The organism is Janthinobacterium aquaticum (genome assembly GCF_009208565.1).
Lineage (GTDB): Bacteria > Pseudomonadota > Gammaproteobacteria > Burkholderiales > Burkholderiaceae_D > Janthinobacterium.
The window spans coordinates 142,514-164,053 of the sequence record NZ_WFLK01000015.1; the positions used below are offsets into that span (position 1 = coordinate 142,514).

The window sequence follows — 21,540 nt, forward strand, 5'->3', positions numbered from 1 at the left end:
CAAGGAGAATCGATGGCGGTGCCAACAAGCAAGCAGGAGCTGATCGACGCTATCACCAGCAACTATGCGAAACTGGATCAGGCGCTGGCGCAGGTGCCGCCAGCCCTGGCGCGCGAGGCCGTGCTGGAGGGGCAAGTGGCTGGCACGCGCATGAGCGTATGCGATCTGCTTGCCTATCTGGTGGGCTGGAATGAGCTGGTGCTGGATTGGCATGCCCAGCTGCGCGCCGGCAAATCCATCGATGAGATTGCTTTTCCGGCCGAAGGTTTCACGTGGAACGCTCTGGGCAAACTGGCGCAGCAGTTCTATGCTGACCATGCCGCCACAGGCTTTGATGCCTTGCGCGAGCGCCTGGCGCGCGCCAAGGATGGGCTTCTGGCGCTGGTCAACGAGCATGACGATGCCGAACTGTATGGCACGAACTGGTATCGGCAGTACACCATGGGCCGCATGATCCAGTTCAATACGTCGTCGCCCTATGCCAACGCCTGCAAGCGATTGCGCGCGTGGCAGCGCACTTTGACGTAGCCTGCACGATTGCATCAGTACGGATTGGCGGTTTTCAGGCACGATAGCATTTTTCAATGCAACCATTTATGGGACATCACATGCTTGCACTGGCTCTTGCCCAGCTTGATTTCACCGTCGGCGATATCGACGGCAATGCCCGCGCCATGCAGGCGCAAATGCAGCGCGCCAGCGAACAGGGCGCGCAACTGCTGGTCTTTTCCGAACTGTCGCTATGTGCCTATTATCCTGGCGACCTGTTTGAAGACAGCGAATTTTTGCAGCAGCTCGAACGCGGCCTGGAAGACATGCTGCAGGCGTCCACCCGCTGGCCGCAGCTGGTGACCGTACTGGGCACGGCGCGCCGCAATCGCGGCCCGGGCAAGCCACTCCACAACAGCCTGCTGGCAATTTGCAATGGCCAGATCGTGGCCGAATACTACAAGCAGCTGCTGCCCACCTACGGCATCTTTGACGAAGGCCGGCATTTTGAACCGGGCCCGGCTGGCGCCTGCACGCTGCAGGTGGGCGAGCACAAGGTCGGCTTCATGATTTGCGAAGACGGCTGGAATGACGATGGCCGCGATTACGCCATCAACCCGTTCGATGCGCTCGGTGCGGCGCGGCCCGACCTGATCGTCAGCATCAACGCCAGCCCGTCAGATATCGGCAAGCGCGCGCGGCGCCATGCCGTGTTTGGCGCCGCCTGCGCGCGCCAGCAGCTGCCGCTGCTGTTCGTCAACCAGATCGGCGGTCATGACCAGCTGGTGTTCGACGGCGCCTCGTTTGCCATGTCGTCCAGCGGCCAGCTGCAGTTCGAGGCGGAGCGCTTTACCGAAGACGTGCAACTGCTGCATTTCAACCAAGGCCAGTTCGTGCAGATCGATGGCGCGCCGTTTCCCGTGCCCGAGCCACAGGGTATCGCGGCCGTCGAATTTGCGCGCCGCCAGATCGTGCTGGGCCTGCGCGACTATGCGCGCCGCTGCGGCTTTGCCAAGGTCGTGGTGGGCTGCTCGGGCGGCATCGATTCGGCGCTGACCCTGGCGCTGGCGGTCGAAGCGCTGGGAGCGGCCAATGTGGTGGCCATCACCATGCCGTCGGTGTTTTCCAGTGCTGGCTCGGTGACCGACTCGATGGCCTTGTGCAACAACTTGGGCATCGTGCTCCATACCCATCCGATTCGCGACATCGTGGCGCAGTATGAAACCGGCTATGCGCACGCATTTGACGGCGTGCTGCAAGGCCTGCCGCTGGAAAACCTGCAGGCGCGCGTGCGCGGCACCATTCTGATGGAGTATTCGAACGCCTTTGGCGCCCTGCTGCTCACGACCGGCAACAAGAGTGAAATCTCGGTCGGTTACTGCACGCTGTATGGCGACACCAATGGCGGCCTGGGCCTGATCGGCGACCTGTACAAGACTGAGGTATTTGCGCTGTCGCGCCATCTGAACGACAGTGCCGGGCGCGAGATCATTCCGGTGGCCGTGCTGGAAAAGCCGCCGTCGGCCGAACTGGCGCCAGGCCAGCGCGATACCGACAGCCTGCCGCCCTACCCCGTGCTCGATGAAATCCTCAAATGGCATATCGAAGGCGTGCGCCTGCCGGCCGAGGAAAGCGCGCAGGCGCAGGCTTTCGTGGCCAGGCTGCGCGAGACCGATGACGGTTGCCGCCTGATCACGCGTATCCTGGGCATGGTGGCGCGCAATGAATACAAGCGGCGCCAGGCCGCACCGATTATCCGCGTGCGCGCACGCGCTTTTGGCAGTGGCCGGCAATTGCCGATCGCCGCCCGTTACCCGACCGGAGCTTGTGCATGAAAGCAGCGTTTCAACATGATGTGGCGATCCTGATCGGACGCTTCCAGCCGTTTCACAATGGCCATGCCGGCCTGCTGCAGGCGGCGCTGGCCGCCGGCGCGCAGGTGGTGGTAGTGCTCGGCTCGGCGTTCCATGCGCGCAGTCCGAAAAACCCGTTCACGTGGCAGGAGCGCGCCGCCATGATCGCGGCCACGCTGCCCGAAGCGCAGCGCGAGCGCGTGCATTACGTGCCGGTGCGCGATTACTATGACGATGGCCTGTGGGCCGACGCCGTACGTGCCGCCGTGGCTGGCGCCGTGCCGCGCGCGCAGCGCCATGCGCTGGTGGCCTGCTTCAAGGACGCCACCAGCTACTATCTGCATCACTTCCCGCAGTGGCAGCTGCTGAACCAGCAGATCGACGATGCCGCGCCCATCGGCGCGACCGCCATACGCAATGTGCTGTTTGAAGCCGAACAGATCGATGTATCGCTCAGTGCGGTGGCGCAGCTGCTGCCGCTGGCGGTCAGCCAGTATCTGAAGGCCTGGACGCTGCTGCCGTGGTATGGGCCGCTGGTGCAGGAACACCGCGCCATCGAAGCGTACAAGGCGCGCTGGCGCGCGGCGCCCTATGCACCGATTTTCTGCACCGTCGACGCGCTGGTGCAGACCGGCGGCCATGTGCTGCTGGTGCGCCGTGGCGGCTATCCGGGCAAAGGGCTATGGGCGCTGCCGGGCGGCTTTCTGGAGCCGCGCGAACGGTTGCTGCAGGGTGCCATCCGCGAACTGGCTGAAGAAACGCAGCTGGGCGTGCTGGCACCCACACTGGCCGAGGCGCTGGTGGGCGTGGCCGTGTTCGACCATCCCGACCGCAGCCAGCGCGGACGCACCATTACGCACGCCCATCATTTCGATCTGAAAACCAGCCAGCTGCCGGAAGTGGCAGCGGCCGATGATGCGGCGCTGGCGCAGTGGTTGCCGCTGGCCGCATTGGCGGGGATGGAAGAGCAGTTCTTCGAGGATCATTTTCATATCCTCAATCACTTCCTGAAACTGACGCAGGAACAACGCTGACGCCAGGCGGCGCCAGCGTCACAGCGTCAGTATAAAGGCTTACGAGGTCAGGCGATCCCAGCCGTGACGTACGGCAGCCTTGAAGTTTTCCCAGGTTGACTGTGGATACGTATGTTCCCAGTTGCTGCGCAGGTCAGGTTCCACCTCATCCCATGGTCGGCCGCGATAGGTGTCGCTGTCGGCCATCGAGCGGCCATAGCGGTAGGCCGGATCGTAGTCTTCATAGCGCGCGCCGGTCGACAGATAGGTACGGTCCCAGTGGCTGCGATAGTACTGGTCGTCGTCCGAAGCGAGGTTCTGCAGGCTGTCGGTACGCGGATAGCTGCGCACATTGCGGGCAATGCTGGCCGAGCGGCCGGTATCGCCTACGCCGGCAAAGCCGCCAGGGATGGCTTCTTCGGTGGCGAACTGCTGCGAGGCCGTCGACAGATCCTGCGAGCTGCCGCCGAGGTTGCCAGCGAGGTTGCCGGTAGCGCCGCCGATGCCCAGTTCACCGCCCATGCCCGTTGGCGGGGTCATTGCCTGCAGGCTGGCGCCGCTCAGGTTGCCGACACTGGCCACGCCGCTTTGATTGGTGGCGGTGGTGAAGTTACCGTCATCGCGGCTCCAGCCGCCGGCACGCCACTGTTCGCTGTGCTCTTCGATATTGAGAGGACCGAAGTCTTCCACGATATCGCTGGCGCGGTCGATTTCCGCATCGCTGGCGCCTTCGAGCGTCAGCACCACGTGGCCGCGCGAAACGGCTTCGGCGTACACATAGCGGTCATCGTGGCTGCCGAACAGGTCGGCAAAGAAATGCTTGATACTGGCGACAAAGCCTTCATCATCGCGCGCCGCCTCGGCCGCGCTGATGGTGCCGGTCGGGGTGGCCGGCCGGCCGCTGTAGTCGCTGGCGGTATCGTTAAGACGGATACGCTCGCTGCCAAAGCCTGCAGTGATGAGTTTTTGCCGCGCCTGTTCGGCCACGTCGCGGCGGTCGAATACTGCTGCCAAAGTCTGTGTCATGATGGTCTCCGGTCAAAGGGGTGATTGAGGTAAAACATCAGTCGCTTCACACCACAGCCCGGCCGTCTGCGTGCTGCTGCAGGCCAGCGATAAGCTGTGGACATGGCAATAGTCTAGGACGAGAAACGCATGAGCGCCGTTCGTTTGCCCTGAGAAATTGTTTCTGTATTTTCGGCTTTTTCAGCTGCTTTTAACGTGAAACATCACACAGACGCATCGAAAAAATCGCGCAAGAAATTAATAAAAATCCGCACTTTTTCCGGCGCATGCAAGTTGGGTGGATATAGCTCAGCGCGGTCCTCTTTGTCCGTCAGAGAGTCACTCAGTAAGGCATTTTCCTACATCACAAGACGGCAGCCGCCTATCTCGCTGGCGGTGACAAGCTCCTAATATCGATATTCGACATCATCATCGACGGAGCACAGCATGCAAAAGCAGATCACTGATACCGAACCGCATATTCCCGAGCATCCTACCGAGCAGGGCCGCAATACGCGGATCGACAAGACCGATGCCGACAAGGCTGCCGGCGACCCGTACGCCAACCAGGGCGGTGGCAAGCTGGCCAGCGGCAATGTCAACAGCGGCCACTGGGCCAACGACGTCATCACGCCGCAGGGGGGGCCCGATCCGGTGGAGCAGGAAAACATGCACACGCTGGGCCAGCCGGACAGCCATGCCAACGTCAAGGGCTCGGGCAACCAGCCGCAAAGCGAAGCGGGCAAGCTGGCCGATGACCGGCCCGGGCGCAATGAATCGAAAGATATCCATCGCTCGATCAACCAGCACGAGTAGCAATGCCAAAAGGCGCCGGCCGCTACGGCACTGTCCTCACTACCTTTTCAGCTCAGACTTTTCAGCTCAAATCGTGCAGGTCTTTTTGCAGCGGCGCCGTCAGCGCAAACTGGCTGAAGGTCACGGCCAGCCCGGCCCGCTCGGGCGTGCAGCTCATGGGGCCGACCAGGTAGTTTTCCGCTTGCGGAAATGGCGCCAGGCGCAGCAGCGGCCAGTGCCGGCCGTCGACCGAATACTGGACGCGAATGACGCCTGCCGCCACCGTCACGCGCAGCCAGAAACCATCGGGCATCGGTGGCGCCGTGCTGACGGCCCAGTCGGACTGGCCGACCGTCAGCACCGTGCTCAGCAAATACTGGCCATCGGAAAACTCGACACCGCATTTGAGCCAGTTCTGCTCGTCGATGCGCACCATCAGGCCGGCCTGGTCGTACAGCGCTGAAAACTCGGCTGCCACATGCAGCTGGGCGGTGAAGTCACCAGCGCTGTGAAAGGCGAAAAAATGGCCGTTATCGCGGATAAAGCCATACGCCGTCTTGCGCCAGAAGTCGGTGCCGGCGTCGGTCACCATGCGCAGTTGCGTCTCACCGATGACATGGTCTTGCGGTGGATTGAGCCAGCTGCCTTGTGCGAACATTGCGCGCCTTTCAACATGGGTGGCTGGCCAGTGTGCACCGAACCGGCCTGCCTGTACAGTCAGCGCGAAAACACTAGATGGCATGGCCCCAGCCCAGCGCCTTGTACAGGGTGATGGCGTTTACATAGGACGCTGTTTCAGCCTGTAGTGCAGCGTGCCGTATCTCGAGCAGCGCGCGCTGGTTTTCCAGCACAGCCTGGTAGCTGCCGGCGCCGCGCTGGTAGCGCGTGCGGGCGATATCGAGCGCGGCGCTGCCATGCTGCGCCGACTGCATCAGCACCGCCAGCCGGCGCTGGTTTTCCACCAGTTGCGTGACAGCGTTTTCCACCTCCTCGCGGGCCAGCAGGATCGCCTGTTCGTAGCCGGCCAGCGCGCCCTGCGCCAGCGCGACGCTGCCGCGCACACGCGCCCTGGCGCTGCCGAGCCGGAAGGCCGGATGGCTGATACCGGGCGCCAGCTCGAATGCGCGTGCTCCGCCATCGAACACGCTGCTGCCGCGCAGCGCAAAAAAGCCCACGAAGCCGCCCAGGCTCAGGCGTGGATACAGCTCAGCCCTGGCCGCACCCACTTCCTCCCCGGAGGCTGCCAGCAGGCGTTCGGCGCGCACCACGTCGGGCCGCTGCAGGATCAGCTGGCCGACATCGCCCAGCGGCAGACGTCCGGCCAGCGGCGCCGGTTGCGGCGCCAGGCTGGCCAGCGCCATGGTGCCAGGCGGCTGCGCGCACAGCACGTCGAGCCGGTAGCGGGCCTGCGCCAGCGCCGCCTGCAGCGGGGGCAGCGCTGCTTCGCTGCGCGCCAGGTTGGCCTGGACGTTGTGGCGTTCCTCGGGCAGGCCGCTGCCGGAGCGCAGGCGCGCGTCGACCAGCGCCAGCGTGGCGCGCCAGCTGTCGATGTCCGCCTGCGTCAGTGCCAGCGCCTGCTGCGTGCCCAGAGCCTCGAAGTAGGTGCGCGCACAACCTCGGCGGCGATCGTCAGCTGCAGCTGGTGCAGGTCCGCCTGCACCGCCACACTGCGTGCGGCTGCCGCGCGGCTCAGGTGGGCCAGGCGGCCGAACAGATCGAGCTCCCACTGCGCATCGAAACCGATGCGGCTGCTGGTGCTGGCGCTGCGCGTGGCCGGCGTATCCTGTTGCAGTGTGCGCTGCCAGCCGGCCTGCCCGGTCACGCCAGGCAACTGGTCGAGCTGCCGCTCGTCAAGCACCGCGCGCGCCGCCTGCAAACTGGCCTGGGCCTGGGCGATGTCGAGATTGTGCGCCAGCGCGCTGTGGATCAGCTGCGCCAGGCGCGCATCGTCGAAAAATTCCCACCACGGGGCCTGGCTAGCCGCAGCGGGGCTGGTGGCAAATGCGCTTTGCTGGGCGCTGGCCAGGGTAATGGCCGGTACTTGCGGCGTGACGTGCGCCGGCGTGATGCTGCAGCCGGCCAGCAGCGCCGCGGCCAGGATGGACAAGGGTTTGTGCATGGGAGTCCTTTACGGAGTATCGGCCAGCGCCTGCGACAGGTCGCGTGCGCGTGGCGTGGCATGGTCGCCGGCGTGGCGGCGCGCCAGCAGGGTGTAGATGGTGGGCAGCACGAACAGCGTGAACAAGGTGCCGACCAGCATGCCCGAGACGATTACCACGCCCAGCCCGAAGCGGCTGTTGGCGCCGGCGCCCGAGGCAAACAGCAGCGGCACCAGGCCCACCACCATGGCGGCCGTGGTCATCAGGATGGGGCGCAGACGGATCTGTGCGGCCTTGCGGATGGCGTCAAGCCGGGCCAGTCCCTCATGCACCTGCAGTTCGTTGGCGAACTCCACCATCAGGATGCCGTGTTTGCTGATCAGGCCGATCAGGGTTACCAGGCCGATCTGCGTGTAGATATTGATGGTGGCAAAGCCGAGTGCCAGCGGAATGAGCGCGCCGCAGATCGACAGTGGTACCGTGATGAGGATGATCAGGGGATCGCTCAGGCTTTCGTACTGCGCTGCCAGCACCAGGTAGATCACCACCACCGCTGCCAGGAAGGCCAGTAGCAGCGCGTTGCCTTCGCTGGCAAACTGGCGCGCATCCGATTGCCAGTCGATGCTGTAGCCGGGTGGCAGCGTCGCAGCCGCGCCTTCCAGGAACGCCACCGCGTCGCCCAGCGTGACGCCTGGCGCCGGCACGCCCTGGAAGGTGGCGGCGTTCTGCTGGTTGAACTGGGTCAGCATGTTCGGCTCGATCTGTTCGTGCAGCGAGACCACGGCCGACAGCGGCAGCAGGCTGGCGTCGCTGGTGCGCACATACTGCTGCGTCAGCGCCTGCGCCGTCAGCCTTTGCTCGCGCGGGCTTTGCGCGATCACGTCGTAGGCGCGGCCATCGAGGGCAAAGCGGTTCAGGTAGTTCTCGCCCACCAGGACTGCCAGCGACTCGCCGATATCCTGCATGCCGATGCCCAGGCTGTTGGCCTTCGAGCGGTCGACCTGCACCTTGACCACCGGGTTGTTGTAATCGAGGTCGCTGTCGACGACGGCAAACAGGCCGCTGTCGCGCGCGCGCTGCTTGATCTCTTCCATGCTGCGGTACACGCTGGCATGGTCGTGCGCGCTGCGCAGCACCATCTGGACCGGCAGGCCGCCGCTCGAGCCTGGCAGCGGCGCCAGCTGGAAGGCAAAGATGCTGGTGCCTTCGACATCGCCTGCCGCCTGCTGCAGCTCGGCCTGGATCACCGCGGCGTTGCGCTGGCGCTCGCCCCAGGGCGTCAGGTTGATGCCGCCGACGCTGGAGTTGTCGCTGCCGTTGATGATCCAGCGCGAAGCCGTTTCGGGCACGCGCTGGTACAGCGCATCGAGCTTGTAGGAAAACCGTTCGACATAGTCCAGGCTGGCCTGCTGCGGCGCCTTGATGGCTGTCAGCACGCTGGCCTGGTCTTCGGGCGGCGCCAGTTCGCGCTGCGGCAGCAGATACAGCCATGGCAGGCTGGCCATCACCAGCACGGCAAAGCCGGTGCCGATGGCGCGGTGGCGCAGCGACAGGTCGAGCAGGCGCGTATAGCGGGCCGCCAGTGCACCGAAGAAATGTTCGGCTGCACGCGCCATGCGCCCTTCGCCCTGCTTCGGTTGCAGCAGGAAGGAACTCATCACCGGCGAGAGCGTGAGCGCCACCACGCCCGAGACCACCACGGCGCCAGCCAGTGTCAGTGCAAACTCCTTGAACAGCGCACCGGTCAGGCCGCCCATCATGCCGATCGGCGCATAGACGGCAGCGAGCGTCATGGTCATGGCAATGACGGGGCCGGCCACTTCGCGCGCGCCAACCAGCGCAGCTGCGACCGGCGACTTGCCCTGCTCGATATGGCGATGCACGTTTTCCACCACCACGATGGCGTCATCGACCACCAGGCCGACCGCCAGCACCATGGCCAGCAGGGTCAGCAGGTTGATGCTGAAGCCGAAAGCCAGCATCAGCGCCGCTGCGCCCAGCATCGACAGCGGGATGGTCACCACCGGGATCAGCACCGAACGCAGCGATCCCATGCACAGGTAAATCACCAGCACCACGATCACCAGCGCTTCAAGCAGGGTCTTTGCCACTTCGTCGATCGACGCCTCGATAAAGCGCGCCGTCTCGAACGCCAGCTCGACTCTGACACCTGGCGGCAGGGTTTTTGCGATCTCGGGCAGCAGCCGCCTGATGCCGTCGACGATTACCAGCGGATTGCCGCCGGGCGTGGGCAGCAGGCCCAGGTACACGGCCGGTACGCCGTCCATGATGCCGCTGCTTTCCTGCGCGGCGGCGCCCAGCTCCACCGTGCCGACGTCTTTCAGCCGTACCAGTTCGCCAGCGTGCTGGCCGGCTGTGCCGGCGCGGCTGATGACCATCTCGCGAAACTGCGCCACGCTGGTCAGGTCGGTATTGACGCTGAGGTTGGAGACGACGAACTGGCCTTTGACCTTGCCTGGCGCCGCCTGGTAGTTGTTGCGCCGTACGCTGTCAGCCACGTCGGCAGCGGTCAGGCCGCGTGCAGCAAGCCTGGCCGGATCGATCCACAGGCGCATCGCCAGTTGCTGGCCGCCATATTGCTCGACCTTGGCCACGCCGTCGATGGTGGCAAACATGGGCTGCACCACGCGCGCCAGGTAGTCGGTCATCGCTGGCGCCGAGACGCTGTCGCTGGCAAAGCCGACATAAGCGACCGCTGTCGACTCGCCGGCCGAGCGCTCGATGACCGGGTCGAAGGCGCCCTGGGGCAGCTTGTAGCGCACCTGGCTGACCTTGGCCATCACTTCCGTCAGCGCCTGCGTGGAATCGCGGTTGAGCGCCATCCTGACGGTGACCAGGCTGCGGCCCTGTACCGAGGACGAGCTCAGGTAATCGATGCCCTCCACCGAAGACACAGCCTGGGCGATCGGCTGCGTGACAAAGCCCTGCATCAGGTCGGCCGAGGCGCCCGGATAGGACGTGGTGACGGTAATGGTCGACGATTCAAGCTGCGGGTACTGGCGGATCGGCAGCTGCTTGATGGCCAGCAGTCCGAGCATCAGGATCAGGGTGCTGAGCACCAGCGCCAGCACCGGGCGGCGCACGAACAGGTCGGTCAGCTTCATGGCCAGCGCTCCTGGCTCAGGGTATCCGGTACGGCTTGCAGCGCCATGCCATCGGCCAGCTTCAGCTGGCCCGACACTACTACGCGCTGGCCCGCCGTGAGTCCTTTGACGATGGCCACGCGGCCGTCGAGCCGTTCTCCCAGTTCGACCGCCACGCGCCTGGCGGTCAGGCCCGGGCCGGTCTGTTGCGCCACGAATACCGTATCGCCATAAGCGCTGTAGGTGATGGCCGTTTCCGGTACCGTCAGTTGCTGGCCCGGCGGACGCGCCACCTTCACGCTGGCATACATGCCCGGCATCAGGCGTGCCTGCTGCGCTTTTTGCATGCGCAGCGTTGCCTGCACTTGCACCATGCGTGAACGCGCCACCAGCGGATCGATGGCATTGATGCTCGCTTCGAATACCTGGCCCGGGAAGGCGTCGACCTGGACCTGCACCGCCTGGCCTGGCACCAGGCTGGCGCTGCTGTGTTCATCGAGCGCGAAGTTCACCAGCAGCGCACTGGTGTCGATCAGGCTGGCCACCGCGTCGGCGGTCTGCAGGTATTGACCGGCATGCACGCGGCGGATGCCCAGCTGTCCGGCAAATGGTGCACGGATGGCTTTTTGCGCAATCTGTGCTTCGGTCTGGCGTACTTCGGCCAGCGCGGCATCGCGTTGCGCCACGGCGCTGTCGAGTTGTTCGCGCGTGGCCGCATTGTCGGCCACCAGTTGCACGGTGCGCGCATGGCGGCTTTGGGCGTTGTTCAGCTGGGCGCGCAGGCGCAGCAGGCTGGCCTGTTCAGGCGCGTCGTTGAGCTGCACCAGGAGCGCACCGGCAGCGACCTGCTGGCCTGAAGAAAAGGCGATGCGCGTCACGCGACCCGGTGCTTCGGCAGCGACCTGAACCTGGCGCGCCGCCTCCAGCTCGCCCACGGCACTGAAGTAGCGTTGCTGCTCGCCTTGCAGCACGGGCGCCAGTGCCACCTTGGTTGCCGGTGCAGGCGATGGGGAAGCGGCAGCTTTTGACTGGGCGCGCGTGGCCAGCACTGCACCGGTAACGGCGAGCGCCATGGCCAGCGCACAGGCGCCGGCAATTTTGCGATTCATGAGGAACTCCTTGAGTACGAGAGGCTAGGCAGCCCAGCGGAGGTTGAACAGGAAAAACAGCGCCATGCACCACAACAGCATGGCCAGGTGTGTACCTTGCAGCCCTTCCTGCGCGATCCAGTAGGCGAACCACAAGCCGCCCAGATGCATCAGCAGCAGGAAGGCGGCCATCGCGCACAAGCCCAGGTTCAGCCACGATTGCGCCTGCGCCGCACTGCCGCCGAGCAGCATGACAGCGCCAGTCCAGGCACAGGCCGCGCTGGCTGCCTGCAAGGCCAGCACCAGCAGCAGTGCCAGCCGGTGCACGGCAAGGGACGTGATCGCGCGGCGCAGCAGCGGCGTCGTGGTGGTCGGATCCTGGCGCAAAGAATCCATGCGCATGGTATTGCCGATCGCCCAGACCGAGCCGTGAAAACCCTGGAGATTGTTGAGGGTGGCCAGGCTCAGCCAGACGGCCAGTCCGATTGCCAGAATCAGTTGAAACAGCCAGATGGTATGCGGTAGCGGCATGATGATTCCTGTCAAAGACTTTGCGTACAGGCAGGCACGAAAACCTCGACAGCATCGGGAGATCGGCCTATTATGCAAGCAAATAGTTGTATAACGTGGCCATCATAGTTGAGTAAAATGAATTACACAAGTAAACGTTTGGATAATCAAGATGCACCGCATACCAACGAGCGCATCCTCTACTTCATCAAGACCAAAGGGCCTGTATCGACTGCGACGCTGGCCAGGACGCTGGCAATGACGAGCGAGGCGGCGCGCCAGCAGGTACAGAAGCTGGTCACGGCCGGCCTGATCGAAGGAAGGCAGGAAGCGCAGGCAGGTGCCGGCCGGCCGCGCCAGAACTGGGTGCTGACGGCGGCGGGCCATGCGCGCTTTCCCGACACGCATGCGCAGCTGACCGTCAAGCTGATCGGTTCGGTGCGCGAGCTGTTTGGCGAGGCAGGACTGGACAAGCTGATCGGCCAGCGCGAACAGGAAAGCCGGGCCGCTTATGCGCTGGCCTGTAATGCACCCGATTTACCCACGCGCCTGGCACAGCTGGCTTGCGTGCGCGATGAAGAAGGCTATATGGCCAGGGTCGAGGCCGACGGCGCAGACTGGCTGCTGATCGAAGACCATTGCCCGATCTGCGCGGCAGCGCGCACCTGCCAGGGATTTTGCCGCTCCGAATTGCAGCTGTTCCAGGAAGTGGTCGGCCCAGCCGCACGCATCGTGCGCGAGCAGCATGTGCTGAGCAATGCCATGCGCTGTGTCTACCGGATTTCGCCACTGTCCTGAGGCGCAGGAAACAATGGCCGGGTCGCCAGCGCCACCAGGCCGGCCGCAGCCCATACCCACCACCAGACGCCCACATCGAGCAATTGGGCAATCAGTACCGGCGTGCAGAAGAAGCCGATAAACACCGCCGTATTGGCCATGCCCAGCGCCGTACCGGCACTGCTGCTGCCGGCCTGCACTGCCAGTTCCGTATAGGCCACGCCATGCCAGGCCGACACGCCGATGCCGGCCAGCACCACGGCACTCATCAGCAGCCAGTCCGGCGCGCCGCAGAAGGTCACGATGGCCAGCAGCAAAAACAGCGCCAGCGCAATCAGCGTCGAGGCGCGCAGATAGGCCGGGCGGTTGGCATGGCGGTCGGTGTATCTGCCGCTCCAGATGCGCGTGATCATCGCGCCGGCCTGCAGCGCCACCATCACGCCAGTAATGCTGGCCAGTCCCAGGTGGCCATGGTCATGCAGAAACACGGTAGCGTAGGTGAGGATGGCAAACTGCGGCACGCACAACAGGCCGATGGCCGCCACGATGCGCCATAGCCGGCGATTGGCAAACGGCGAAGCAGCCTGAGTGGTATCTGGCCCCGTGGACGCGTTTTGCGGGGCCGTGGCGGCCTCGCCGGCAGAAACAGGCTCATGCATCCAGCGCCAGGTGAAAAACGCCGACAGCGCGCAGCAGGCGGCCAGTGCGCCGAATACGGCGCCAAAGCCCAGGCGCGATGCCAGCGGCGGCAGCAGCAGCGCCCCGATGGCGCCGCCCAGCGGCACGGCGGTCTGGCGGATGCTCATGGCAAAGCCGCGTTCGCCGGCGCCAAACCAGCGCATCACGGCGCGTCCGCTGGCGCCATTGACGCTGCCGATCAGCAGGCCGGTCAGCGTCAGCCCGCTTGCCAGCATGGGCAAGGAAGGGATGCTGCCCCCTGGCGTCAGCCACAGCATCATGGCCAGCAGCGCCAGCATGCTGCTAAGCAGCCCCGTCAGCAACACGGGCCGATCGCCAAAGCGGTCGGTCGCCATGCCCCAAGGTAGCTCGGAACAGGCGATGCCCAGCCCCATCGCGCCCAGCGCCACGCCCAGCTGCGTGCTGCCCAGGTGATAACTGCTGCGCAGCCAGATGGCGGTAGTGGGCAGGCCATTGGCTGCGGCGGAAAAACTGACATTGGCGGCCACGCCGACGCCCAGCACTTTCCAGCGGTGGCTGGAAGGCAAGACGGCAACAGTGGCGGACGTGGCGGAACAGGATGCAGGCATGATGGAGACCGTAGCGTGATTGACCCCGCCAGTGTTGCGCAGTATGATGATGTTGAATATCAGAAAATTTTGCAGCCATCGTTCGATAAAAGCGGACGTTTATTCCCATGACACCATTGCATTTCGATCTGGCCTTTTTGCGCAGCTTTGTTGCCGGCGTCGAGCTGGGCAGTTTCGCGCGCGCGGCCGACAGGCTGGGCCGCTCCACGTCGGCCGTCAGTGCGCAGCTGAAAAAGCTCGAGGAACAGGCCGGCCAGAGCCTGTTTCGCAAGGAAGGCCGCGGTTTGGCGCTCACGCAGGCGGGCGAAGTGCTGCTCGCTTACGCGCGTCGCCTGCTCGAACTCAATGACGAGGCCGCACTGGCCTTGCGCGGCCCGGCGCTCGAAGGCTGGGTCAGACTGGGTTTGCAGGAGGACTTTGGCGAAGCGCTGCTGCCGCAGGTGCTGGGACGTTACAGCCGCGCCCATCCGAAGGTGCGCATTGAAGCGCATGTGTCGCGCAATACGGCCTTGCTGCAGCATCTTGCGTCAAGCCAGCTCGACCTGGCGCTGCTGTGGGGCTGCCCTGCCCTGCCGGCGCCGGGCTGGCCGGCGGCCCAGCGGCAGGTGATTGCCAGCGTGCCGATGCGCTGGATCGCCTCGCCACAGCTGGCCTGGCAGCCAGGCTCAGGCGAGCCGCTGCCGCTGATTGCCTTCGACCGCGAATGCCTGTTCCAGCGCAGTGCCACCGAGGCGCTCGAGCGTGAAGGCATCGCCTGGCGCACGGCTTTTACCAGTCCCAGCCTGGCAGGACTGTGGGCGGCAGCCGCTGCCGGTCTGGGCATCACGGTGCGCACAGGCCATGGCCTGCCGTCCGGCGTGCATGCGCTGGCCGCAGGCGAGGCCGGCTTGCCGCCCTTGCCGTCGCTGTCGCTCGAATTGCTGCGTGCAGTGCCCACGGCGTCGCCGCCGGTTGAACGCCTGGCCGAACTGATTATCGACGCCTTGCATCATCAGGATCAGGACGGGCCGGCCGCATGCTGAACCGGCTTGAAATGCTGCGTATCTTTTGCGCCGCTGCCGAACTGGGCAGCTTCAAGGAGGCGGCCATCCGGCTGGCCATTTCACCGCAGGCCGTCACGCGCGCGGTGCAGGAGCTTGAACGCCTGCAGGGAGAAGTGCTGTTTCACCGCAATACACGCCAGGTGCAACTAAGCGCCTATGGCGCCCAGCTGGCCATGCGCGCGCAGCTGGCGGTGCAGCAGGTAGACCAGTTGTTCGAGCATGGCGACGCCGGCAGCGGCGAGGAGCCGGGCGGGCTGGTGCGCGTGGCGGCGCCCACGGCGCTGGCGCATGCAATCGTCATGCCGGCGCTGACCGCCCTGGCGCAGCGTTATCCGAAGATCGATTTCGATGTGCGCCTTGGCGATGAGCTGGTGGACGTGGTCAGCGAAAAAATCGATATCGGCGTGCGCATAGGCATCTTGCGCGATAACCGCTTCGTGGTGCGTCGCGTGGCGAAAATGCATCTGCAGGTGGTGGGCACGCCCGATTGCATCGCGCGCCATGGTGCGCCGCAGGCGATTGCCGACCTCGACCGTTTACCGACCACCGCCATGCATGATCGCAGCACGGGGCGCGCCTGGCCCTGGCTGTTTGGTGATGGGCAGGAAGTCTACCCGCGTGGCAACCGTTTTATCTGCAATGATGCGCAAGCCGAGCTGTCGGCCGTGCTGGCCGGCCTGGCTTTTGGCCAGCTGTCGAGTTATCTGGTCGATCAGCATCTGGCGACCGGGCGCCTGGTGGCGCTGCTGCACGAGCATGATCCGGTGCCATGGGATATCTACATTTACCGGCCGCAGCGCGGCCCGCTGGCGCCCCGGCTGCGGCTGGTATTCGATGCGCTCGCTGCGGCGCTGGCGCAAGCCTGATCAGGCTTGTACGCTACCAGTACTTGTACCGGCGTCAATGGAAAATCGCTGGCCTGATACTGTTAAACCTACTGCTGAACCTGCCGTCAGCCTCCTTCACTTGCCAGTGGTGCCAAGTGGCGCATGGCATGCAGCCGGTATAGCCAGGCGTCGCCGCAAAAGGCAGGCGAGGAGCGGCAATAGTATTGCAGCGTGGTAGCGCTGCAGCGGTAACGTGGCGACGCTTCCTGCCCCAGGTCGCGCTCGAGCAGTTGCATGCTCCACAGCAGTTCGAGCAGCAGCGCCGTATGCGGCGCATGCAGTGACAATTGCGCCGCCAGTTCGGCCGCGCTGTGCGCGTCGGCAAGCGCGTCGAACAGACCCAGCTCCAGTGCTGCCGCAATCGCATCGGCCTGTACTGGCGCATAAGCCAGGTCCCAGTACGGTTGCAGTGCGTGTTGTTGGGTAAATGAGGAAATCGACATGGTGGGCTCCGCTTGGCGTTGAACAGTCAGCCCATTGTATGCAACAATGAGAATAATTATCATTTGCATTTGTATGCGCGGCGGCGATTTTCATATGCACGCCGTTGCGCCTGGGAGATTCGATGTTCATGCTACCTGCCGCATCCGGCTGGACGCCACGCCAGCTCGATGGCTTGCCCGACAACTGCCATTTCCGGCAGCGCCAGATCGACCATGGCCTGGTGCTGGCGCATTCCGATTATCACCTGCCACGGCCAGTGGTACAGCAGGCCACGCGCAGCGATGAAGGTGCTGCACTGATCATTACCATCGGTCTGCAAGGCGCTTCCGGCTATGACATGAACGACGGCACGCGGCTGCGTTTTGAAGCTGGCCATACGACCGTGTCGGTCTTGCGCCATGGCAGCGGCGAGCGGCGTCTGGACGGTGGCAAGCATATTGAGCAATTACGGGTGTGGGTAGGCGAAGCCATGCTGGCGCGCTACGCCCCCGCACTGGCGGCGCGCCTGCCGCCCGAGGGCGTGACACCGCTGATGCATGCAGCCACCACGCCGGCGGTGGCGGCCCAGGCGGCAGCACTGCTGCGCGCCAGCGATCCGCTGGCCGTGCATATCGGCGCGCTCAGCGTGCTGGGCGAGCAGCTGCGACTGCTGCCCTTGCCTCAAGAGGAGGCAAAGCCGGCGCGCGCGAGCGCGGTGCAGATTGCCGCCATCGAGCGCGCGCATGGCTTGATGCAGGACCAGCTGGCGCAGGAACTGACGCTTGAGTATCTATGCCTGCAAGTGGGCCTGAGCCTGTTCAAGTTCAAGCAGCTGTGGCGCTACCGCTATCACGACAGCCCCTGGCGCACGCTGCTGGCGCTACGCATGCAGCGCGCGCATGCACTGCTTGAATCGGGCTGCCAGGTGGCGCAGGCCGGCTGGCAGGTCGGTTATCGCCATCCGCCCAATTTCAGCGCTGCTTTCGTGCGCTATTTCGGCTATGCGCCCAAGAGCGTCGGGCGCCATGCGTAACAGAACGTAAAAAAGAAAGCGCAAGCAAGCAAGCGCCGCGGCGGCATGGGCGCTGCTATACTTTTTTTTTGCCCGCGCAGTTGCGCGGCTGCTTCAGGAGTTACCATGCATTTTCGTTCTATTATTTTACTGACGCTGGGCCTGGCTGCCGGCGCCACAGCACTTGCCGCACCGTCGCATCACCGCGTGCCGCTGCAGGCGGGCACGTATATCCTCGACGGCGCCGGCAAGCGCTGCGCCGACGTGCCCAATGCCGGCACGCTGTATTTCGATGGCAAGAATCTGATCGGGCCGCACGACCATGATGTCCAGACCAGCATCAAGTCGGTCTCGACCGATGGCCAGACCTATACTTTGCGCAGTATCTCGACCAGTTACGACATGAACGACAAGCCGGTGCGCGAATCGCGGCTGCAGATTTTGCAGCTGCGCGGCAAGGCCAGTTTTCGTATGATCGACCGCAAGACCGGCAAACCGGAAAGCGGGTTTCACCGCTGCGGTCCGATGCCGAAAAAAGCGCGCAGCTAGTGGCAACATAGCGCTGCGGCAGCATTGCCAGCAATCTGTTTTGAGCTCGACGAATCTTGTACCAGCAAAGGAGACACGATGGCCCGCAACATTTTTGTCAATCTGCCAGTGCGCGACCTGGACCGTTCGGTGGCGTTCTTTACCCAGCTCGGCTTCAGTTTCAACGCCAACTTTACCGATGAAACGGCGACCTGCATGATCGTCAGCGAGACGATCTACGTCATGCTGCTGACCGAAGACAAGTTTCGCCAGTTCACGCCCAAGCAGCTGTGCGACACGCGCACCCAGACCGAAGTGCTGCTGTGCCTGTCGACCGAAAGCCGTGCCGAAGTCGACCAGCTGGTGGCCAAGGCGGTGGCGGCCGGCGGCAGCGTCTACCGCGAGGCCACCGACATGGGCTTCATGTACGCACACAGCTTCCAGGACCTCGATGGCCACCAGTGGGAACTGGTGTATATGCTGCCGCAGGGGCAGGCAGGGGCTTAGAGCACTGCGCCGCCTGCCTGAACCGTTTTAGCTGGCCAGCGCCAGCAGGTCGACCACCTGCAGGCCGGCCAGGTCCTGCGTGGTGTTGCCGGCAAAGGCGGCGCGGCTGGCCTGGCCGTCTTTCAGCCAGGTACGCGTGACGGCCTTGATCTGCGCCAGCGTGCAGTTGAGCACGCCGGTGCGGAACTGCTGGCGCACCGCTTCGGTGGTGCCACGCTGCTGCATATTCCACGCTGTCAGCGCTTCCGCATACGGTGAGTGCGGCTTGTCGAGACCCTTGATCACGCAGATGATCGCCTCTTCCACCTGTTCCTGCGAAAAATCGCCATCGAGGATCTGCGTCAGCGTGGCGTCAAAGTCGGCATAGGTGCCGGCCAGGCGCGGATCGCGGTACGAGCTCAGCGTAAAGGTACCGGCGCTGGCCGCATAGCTGGCGTTGCCGCCATAGGCGCCGCCCTTTTCACGCAGGGCCGTATGCAGCACCTGGTTGGTCATCAGCTCGGCTGCCACCGCCAGCGCCGCCGCATCCGGGCTGTGTACGCCTGGCACCGGCCAGGCCAGGTAGCAATGGTTGATCTGGCTGGTGGCGTGCAGTGCGGCATTGGCCAGCGGCATGCTTGCGGGCACGTTCACTGCAGACTCTGCTGCCGGCGTCATATTGGTGCCGGCAGGCAGTTTCAGCAGCGAGGCCAGTTCCAGGCCATCCTGCTCCAGGCCGGCGCACAGCACGGTGGCTGGCTGGGCAATGATTTGTGCATGCAGGGCATTGAGCTCACGTGCGATTTCCTGCAGGCCTGCCGAGGTCTTGCTCAGCTGCTGCAGGCGGCGGTAAAACGCCAGCGCCGTCGGCCCGCCGATAATGTCGTCAAAACGGCGCTGCGCCGACAGCGGCGCGCAGGCCGCCAGCATGGCGTAGCGACCGCCCGACTCGGCCAGGCTGGTCAGCTTGTCCTGCACCAGGCTTTCGATCAAAAAGGCCAGGCGCTCTTCTTCGTCAAAGCGCGGGCTGGCGATCCAGGCCGACAGTACCGAGGCAATCGCCGCATGTTCTTCGCGCAGGCCGCTGGCCGAGAACGACAGTTCTACACGCATGGCCTTGTTGGCGCGCGGAATGGCTTCCACGCCGATATGGAACGACGGTACCATGCTCTGGCGCCAGGCGCTGGCGTCGTCAAACGACATCTCGCCCACGCCCAGTTCCGGCGCCAGGTCGGTGTACAGGCGCAGCCATGGCCACGACGCTTCCGGCAGGTGCGACACGTCGTACAGCACATTGGCGTAGCTGATGCCGTTCGAGGCAATCGAGAAGGCAATCGCGCCATTGACCGGCTCGGGTATCGGCAGCGCCGGGCGCGGCTGCGCACTGACGTCGCCAGGACGGATGCGCGGCAGTACTTCCGAGTTCGACGGCAGTTGCTGGTGTGCTTCCAGTGCTTCGGACTCGGCCACGATATGGGCGCGCTGCTCGTCCGTCAAGCTGGCCTGCAGTGCCGCGAGAGTCGCGTCTTCCTGTGCGGCGCGGTCGGTAAAGAAGGCGCTATCGGGCACCACGCGGGTGGTCAGGCGGGTCGGGTTGGCGATCAGGTCGCGCACCAGCTGCTTGAAAAACTCCGGGTCTTCAATCTGTTTTTCCAGCGTTTCCAGGATCGCGGCATTGTCGAAAGCATCCATGACGTTGCCGTCATACATGGCCAGCGGCAGCGCATGCAGCAGGCGGCCCAGGCCATATGGCATGCGCCCGCTGCTGATTTCGCGCTGGCTGTATTTGATGTCGCGCAAGGTGGCGTGCAGCACGGCGGCCGGAATGCCCTCTTCTGCCGTCTGTTCCAGTGCGTTCCAGATGCGCTGGTGCGCATCGCTGATCTGCGCTTCGGTCAGGCCTTCCATGCCGATATGGAACACCATCTGGCGGATGCCGGCGTCGCGACCGTTCATGTCGGACGGACGGCCATAACCGGCCGATTCCATCGCGCGCATCACCGGCGCCGACGATTCACCCAACAGGCCGGCCGACAGCAGATGGGCGTGGTAAAACGCCATTGGATCGGACGATTCGCCCAGCAGCCAGGCAAACTGCAGGCCGAATTCATCGTCGCGCGCTTCCTGCGATGGAATCTTGACCACGGTTTCCTTGGGCGCGGTCCAGGCCGGCGCCAATTGCGGCAGGCGGCGCGGCGAAAAGCCACTGAGTTTGGACAGCACGCGCTGGGCTACCTGTTCCTGCACCGCCGACGCTTCGATATTGCCGGCAGTCATGATGACCGCTTGCGAAGGATGGTAGTGACTGGCGTGGAACTCCTTGAGCATCTCGTGCGTCAGTTCCGGGATCACCAATGGGTCGCCGCCGGACTCGACTTCATAGGTGGTGTCTTTGAGCAAGGTGCCGGCAATGCCGCTGTCGAGCGCGCGCATCGGGCTGTTGAAGGCGCCCTTCATTTCATTAAAGACGATGCCCTGGTAGACCAGCTTGTCGCCTTCAAATGCGTGGCGCCAGCCCTCCTGGCGGAAGTTCAGGTAGTCGAGATTGGGGAAGAACGCCGCATCGAGATACACGTCGAGCAGATTGAAAAAATCCTTGCGGTCGGTGCTGGCGAACGGGTACACGGTGCGATCCGGATAGGTCATCGCATTCATGAAGGTGGCCGTCGAACGGCGCAGCATCGAGAAGAACGGGTCGCGCACCGGATAGCGTTCCGAGCCGCACAGGGCCAGATGCTCGAGGATATGCGCGCGACCGTCGCTTACCTCAGGCACCGTTGGAAAGGCCACCAGGAACACCATCTCAGCCTGTTCGGTATGCATATGGATATGGCGCATGCCCGTTGCGGGCTCGACGTATTGTTCGATAGTGGCCTGCAAGACTGGAATGAAGTTGCTGCTAACTTTTTCAAATGTGCTCATGCGGTATGGGATCTTTGCGGTGGATGGTTGAAAAGCATTGCTGTCATTCAGATGGGGGCAAACGCGCGCAATGCCAGAGCTGATGCGCTGTTCGGATGCCTCTGTGACGTTTTTTTCATGAATTTTCCTATTGTACTAGGACTATTCGCGGCGCGCCGATGGGCCTGCCCCAAGGCTGGCGCGTTCGATTGCGCCCTTGGCGTACCATGCACCTTTTTCCCGCCTCCGCTTAGGCCCA

General features: G+C 64.2%; 20 protein-coding genes. 10 read left to right on the plus strand and 10 right to left on the minus strand.

Annotation, left to right across the window (positions count from 1 at the left end; genetic code table 11):
- Positions 1-12 precede the first annotated feature (12 nt).
- The 3 genes from GCM43_RS21520 (at position 13) to GCM43_RS21530 (ending at position 3,376) form a co-directional block, all read left to right on the plus strand.
- Positions 13-528 (plus strand): ClbS/DfsB family four-helix bundle protein, encoded by a 516-nt coding sequence (locus GCM43_RS21520; protein WP_152247934.1) that lies wholly within the window; start codon positions 13-15, stop codon positions 526-528.
- A gap of 80 nt (positions 529-608) precedes the next feature.
- Positions 609-2,324 (plus strand): NAD+ synthase, encoded by a 1,716-nt coding sequence (locus tag GCM43_RS21525; protein WP_152247935.1) that lies wholly within the window; start codon positions 609-611, stop codon positions 2,322-2,324.
- A complete protein-coding gene (locus GCM43_RS21530) occupies positions 2,321-3,376 on the plus strand; it encodes an NUDIX domain-containing protein (RefSeq protein ID WP_152247936.1) in 1,056 nt (351 codons plus the stop codon). Before GCM43_RS21525 ends, GCM43_RS21530 begins: the two co-directional genes overlap by 4 nt.
- A gap of 39 nt (positions 3,377-3,415) precedes the next feature.
- Here the strand turns inward: GCM43_RS21530 and GCM43_RS21535 are convergent, their stop codons facing one another.
- Positions 3,416-4,381 (minus strand): hypothetical protein, encoded by a 966-nt coding sequence (locus GCM43_RS21535; RefSeq protein WP_152247937.1) that lies wholly within the window; start codon positions 4,379-4,381, stop codon positions 3,416-3,418.
- Positions 4,382-4,807: 426 nt separating this feature from the next.
- Between GCM43_RS21535 and GCM43_RS21540 the strand changes: the two genes are divergently transcribed.
- Positions 4,808-5,176 carry a hypothetical protein gene (locus GCM43_RS21540; RefSeq protein WP_152247938.1) on the plus strand — a complete coding sequence of 123 codons (369 nt, stop codon included), beginning with the start codon at positions 4,808-4,810 and terminating at the stop codon, positions 5,174-5,176.
- A 61-nt stretch (positions 5,177-5,237) separates the two neighbouring features.
- Here GCM43_RS21540 and GCM43_RS21545 read toward each other — a convergent pair whose 3' ends face one another.
- The 6 genes from GCM43_RS21545 to GCM43_RS21565 form a co-directional block, all read right to left on the minus strand.
- A complete protein-coding gene (locus tag GCM43_RS21545; RefSeq protein WP_152247939.1) occupies positions 5,238-5,813 on the minus strand; it encodes a DUF1349 domain-containing protein in 576 nt (191 codons plus the stop codon).
- Positions 5,814-5,886: 73 nt separating this feature from the next.
- Positions 5,887-6,516 (minus strand): TolC family protein, encoded by a 630-nt coding sequence (locus GCM43_RS26265; RefSeq protein WP_226929609.1) that lies wholly within the window; start codon positions 6,514-6,516, stop codon positions 5,887-5,889.
- A gap of 200 nt (positions 6,517-6,716) precedes the next feature.
- The gene (locus GCM43_RS26270; protein ID WP_264372666.1) at positions 6,717-7,274 is read right to left on the minus strand and encodes a TolC family protein; all 558 of its coding nucleotides are present in this window, start codon (positions 7,272-7,274) and stop codon (positions 6,717-6,719) included.
- A gap of 9 nt (positions 7,275-7,283) precedes the next feature.
- On the minus strand, positions 7,284-10,379 hold the full coding sequence (locus GCM43_RS21555; RefSeq protein WP_152247940.1) for a MexW/MexI family multidrug efflux RND transporter permease subunit: 3,096 nt from the start codon (positions 10,377-10,379) through the stop codon (positions 7,284-7,286).
- Positions 10,376-11,467 carry an efflux RND transporter periplasmic adaptor subunit gene (locus GCM43_RS21560; protein ID WP_152247941.1) on the minus strand — a complete coding sequence of 364 codons (1,092 nt, stop codon included), beginning with the start codon at positions 11,465-11,467 and terminating at the stop codon, positions 10,376-10,378. Before GCM43_RS21560 ends, GCM43_RS21555 begins: the two co-directional genes overlap by 4 nt.
- A gap of 24 nt (positions 11,468-11,491) precedes the next feature.
- On the minus strand, positions 11,492-11,977 hold the full coding sequence (locus tag GCM43_RS21565; protein WP_152247942.1) for a DUF2165 family protein: 486 nt from the start codon (positions 11,975-11,977) through the stop codon (positions 11,492-11,494).
- A gap of 117 nt (positions 11,978-12,094) precedes the next feature.
- Between GCM43_RS21565 and GCM43_RS21570 the strand changes: the two genes are divergently transcribed.
- Complete coding sequence (locus GCM43_RS21570; RefSeq protein ID WP_152247943.1) at positions 12,095-12,754, plus strand: helix-turn-helix transcriptional regulator; 660 nt, start codon at positions 12,095-12,097, stop codon at positions 12,752-12,754.
- Here the strand turns inward: GCM43_RS21570 and GCM43_RS21575 are convergent.
- Positions 12,730-14,001 (minus strand): MFS transporter, encoded by a 1,272-nt coding sequence (locus GCM43_RS21575; RefSeq protein WP_152247944.1) that lies wholly within the window; start codon positions 13,999-14,001, stop codon positions 12,730-12,732. The two genes, GCM43_RS21570 and GCM43_RS21575, sit on opposite strands and share 25 nt — an antisense overlap.
- Before the next feature lie 107 nt (positions 14,002-14,108).
- Here GCM43_RS21575 and GCM43_RS21580 point away from each other — a divergent pair, with 107 nt between their 5' ends.
- Both GCM43_RS21580 and GCM43_RS21585 read left to right on the plus strand, forming a co-directional pair.
- A complete protein-coding gene (locus GCM43_RS21580) occupies positions 14,109-15,023 on the plus strand; it encodes a LysR substrate-binding domain-containing protein (RefSeq protein ID WP_152247945.1) in 915 nt (304 codons plus the stop codon).
- The gene (locus GCM43_RS21585; protein WP_152247946.1) at positions 15,017-15,910 is read left to right on the plus strand and encodes a LysR family transcriptional regulator; all 894 of its coding nucleotides are present in this window, start codon (positions 15,017-15,019) and stop codon (positions 15,908-15,910) included. The genes GCM43_RS21580 and GCM43_RS21585 overlap by 7 nt, the downstream gene beginning before the upstream one ends.
- Before the next feature lie 86 nt (positions 15,911-15,996).
- On the opposite strand, the gene GCM43_RS21590 is transcribed toward GCM43_RS21585, so the two are convergent.
- Positions 15,997-16,374 (minus strand): methyltransferase family protein, encoded by a 378-nt coding sequence (locus GCM43_RS21590; RefSeq protein ID WP_193315696.1) that lies wholly within the window; start codon positions 16,372-16,374, stop codon positions 15,997-15,999.
- A gap of 122 nt (positions 16,375-16,496) precedes the next feature.
- Between GCM43_RS21590 and GCM43_RS21595 the strand changes: the two genes are divergently transcribed.
- From GCM43_RS21595 to GCM43_RS21605, 3 genes are all read left to right on the plus strand, one after another.
- Positions 16,497-17,387, plus strand: a complete 891-nt coding sequence (locus tag GCM43_RS21595; RefSeq protein WP_152247948.1) for a helix-turn-helix transcriptional regulator — start codon at positions 16,497-16,499, stop codon at positions 17,385-17,387.
- 105 nt (positions 17,388-17,492) lie between these two features.
- Entirely contained in the window at positions 17,493-17,915 is a 423-nt protein-coding gene (locus GCM43_RS21600) for a hypothetical protein (protein WP_152247949.1), read from the plus strand.
- A 78-nt stretch (positions 17,916-17,993) separates the two neighbouring features.
- Positions 17,994-18,401 (plus strand): VOC family protein, encoded by a 408-nt coding sequence (locus GCM43_RS21605; protein WP_152247950.1) that lies wholly within the window; start codon positions 17,994-17,996, stop codon positions 18,399-18,401.
- A 27-nt stretch (positions 18,402-18,428) separates the two neighbouring features.
- Here the strand turns inward: GCM43_RS21605 and GCM43_RS21610 are convergent, their stop codons facing one another.
- Positions 18,429-21,302: an insulinase family protein gene (locus tag GCM43_RS21610; protein ID WP_152247951.1), complete on the minus strand. Its 2,874-nt coding sequence runs from the start codon at positions 21,300-21,302 to the stop codon at positions 18,429-18,431.
- Between the last annotated feature and the right edge of the window lie 238 nt (positions 21,303-21,540).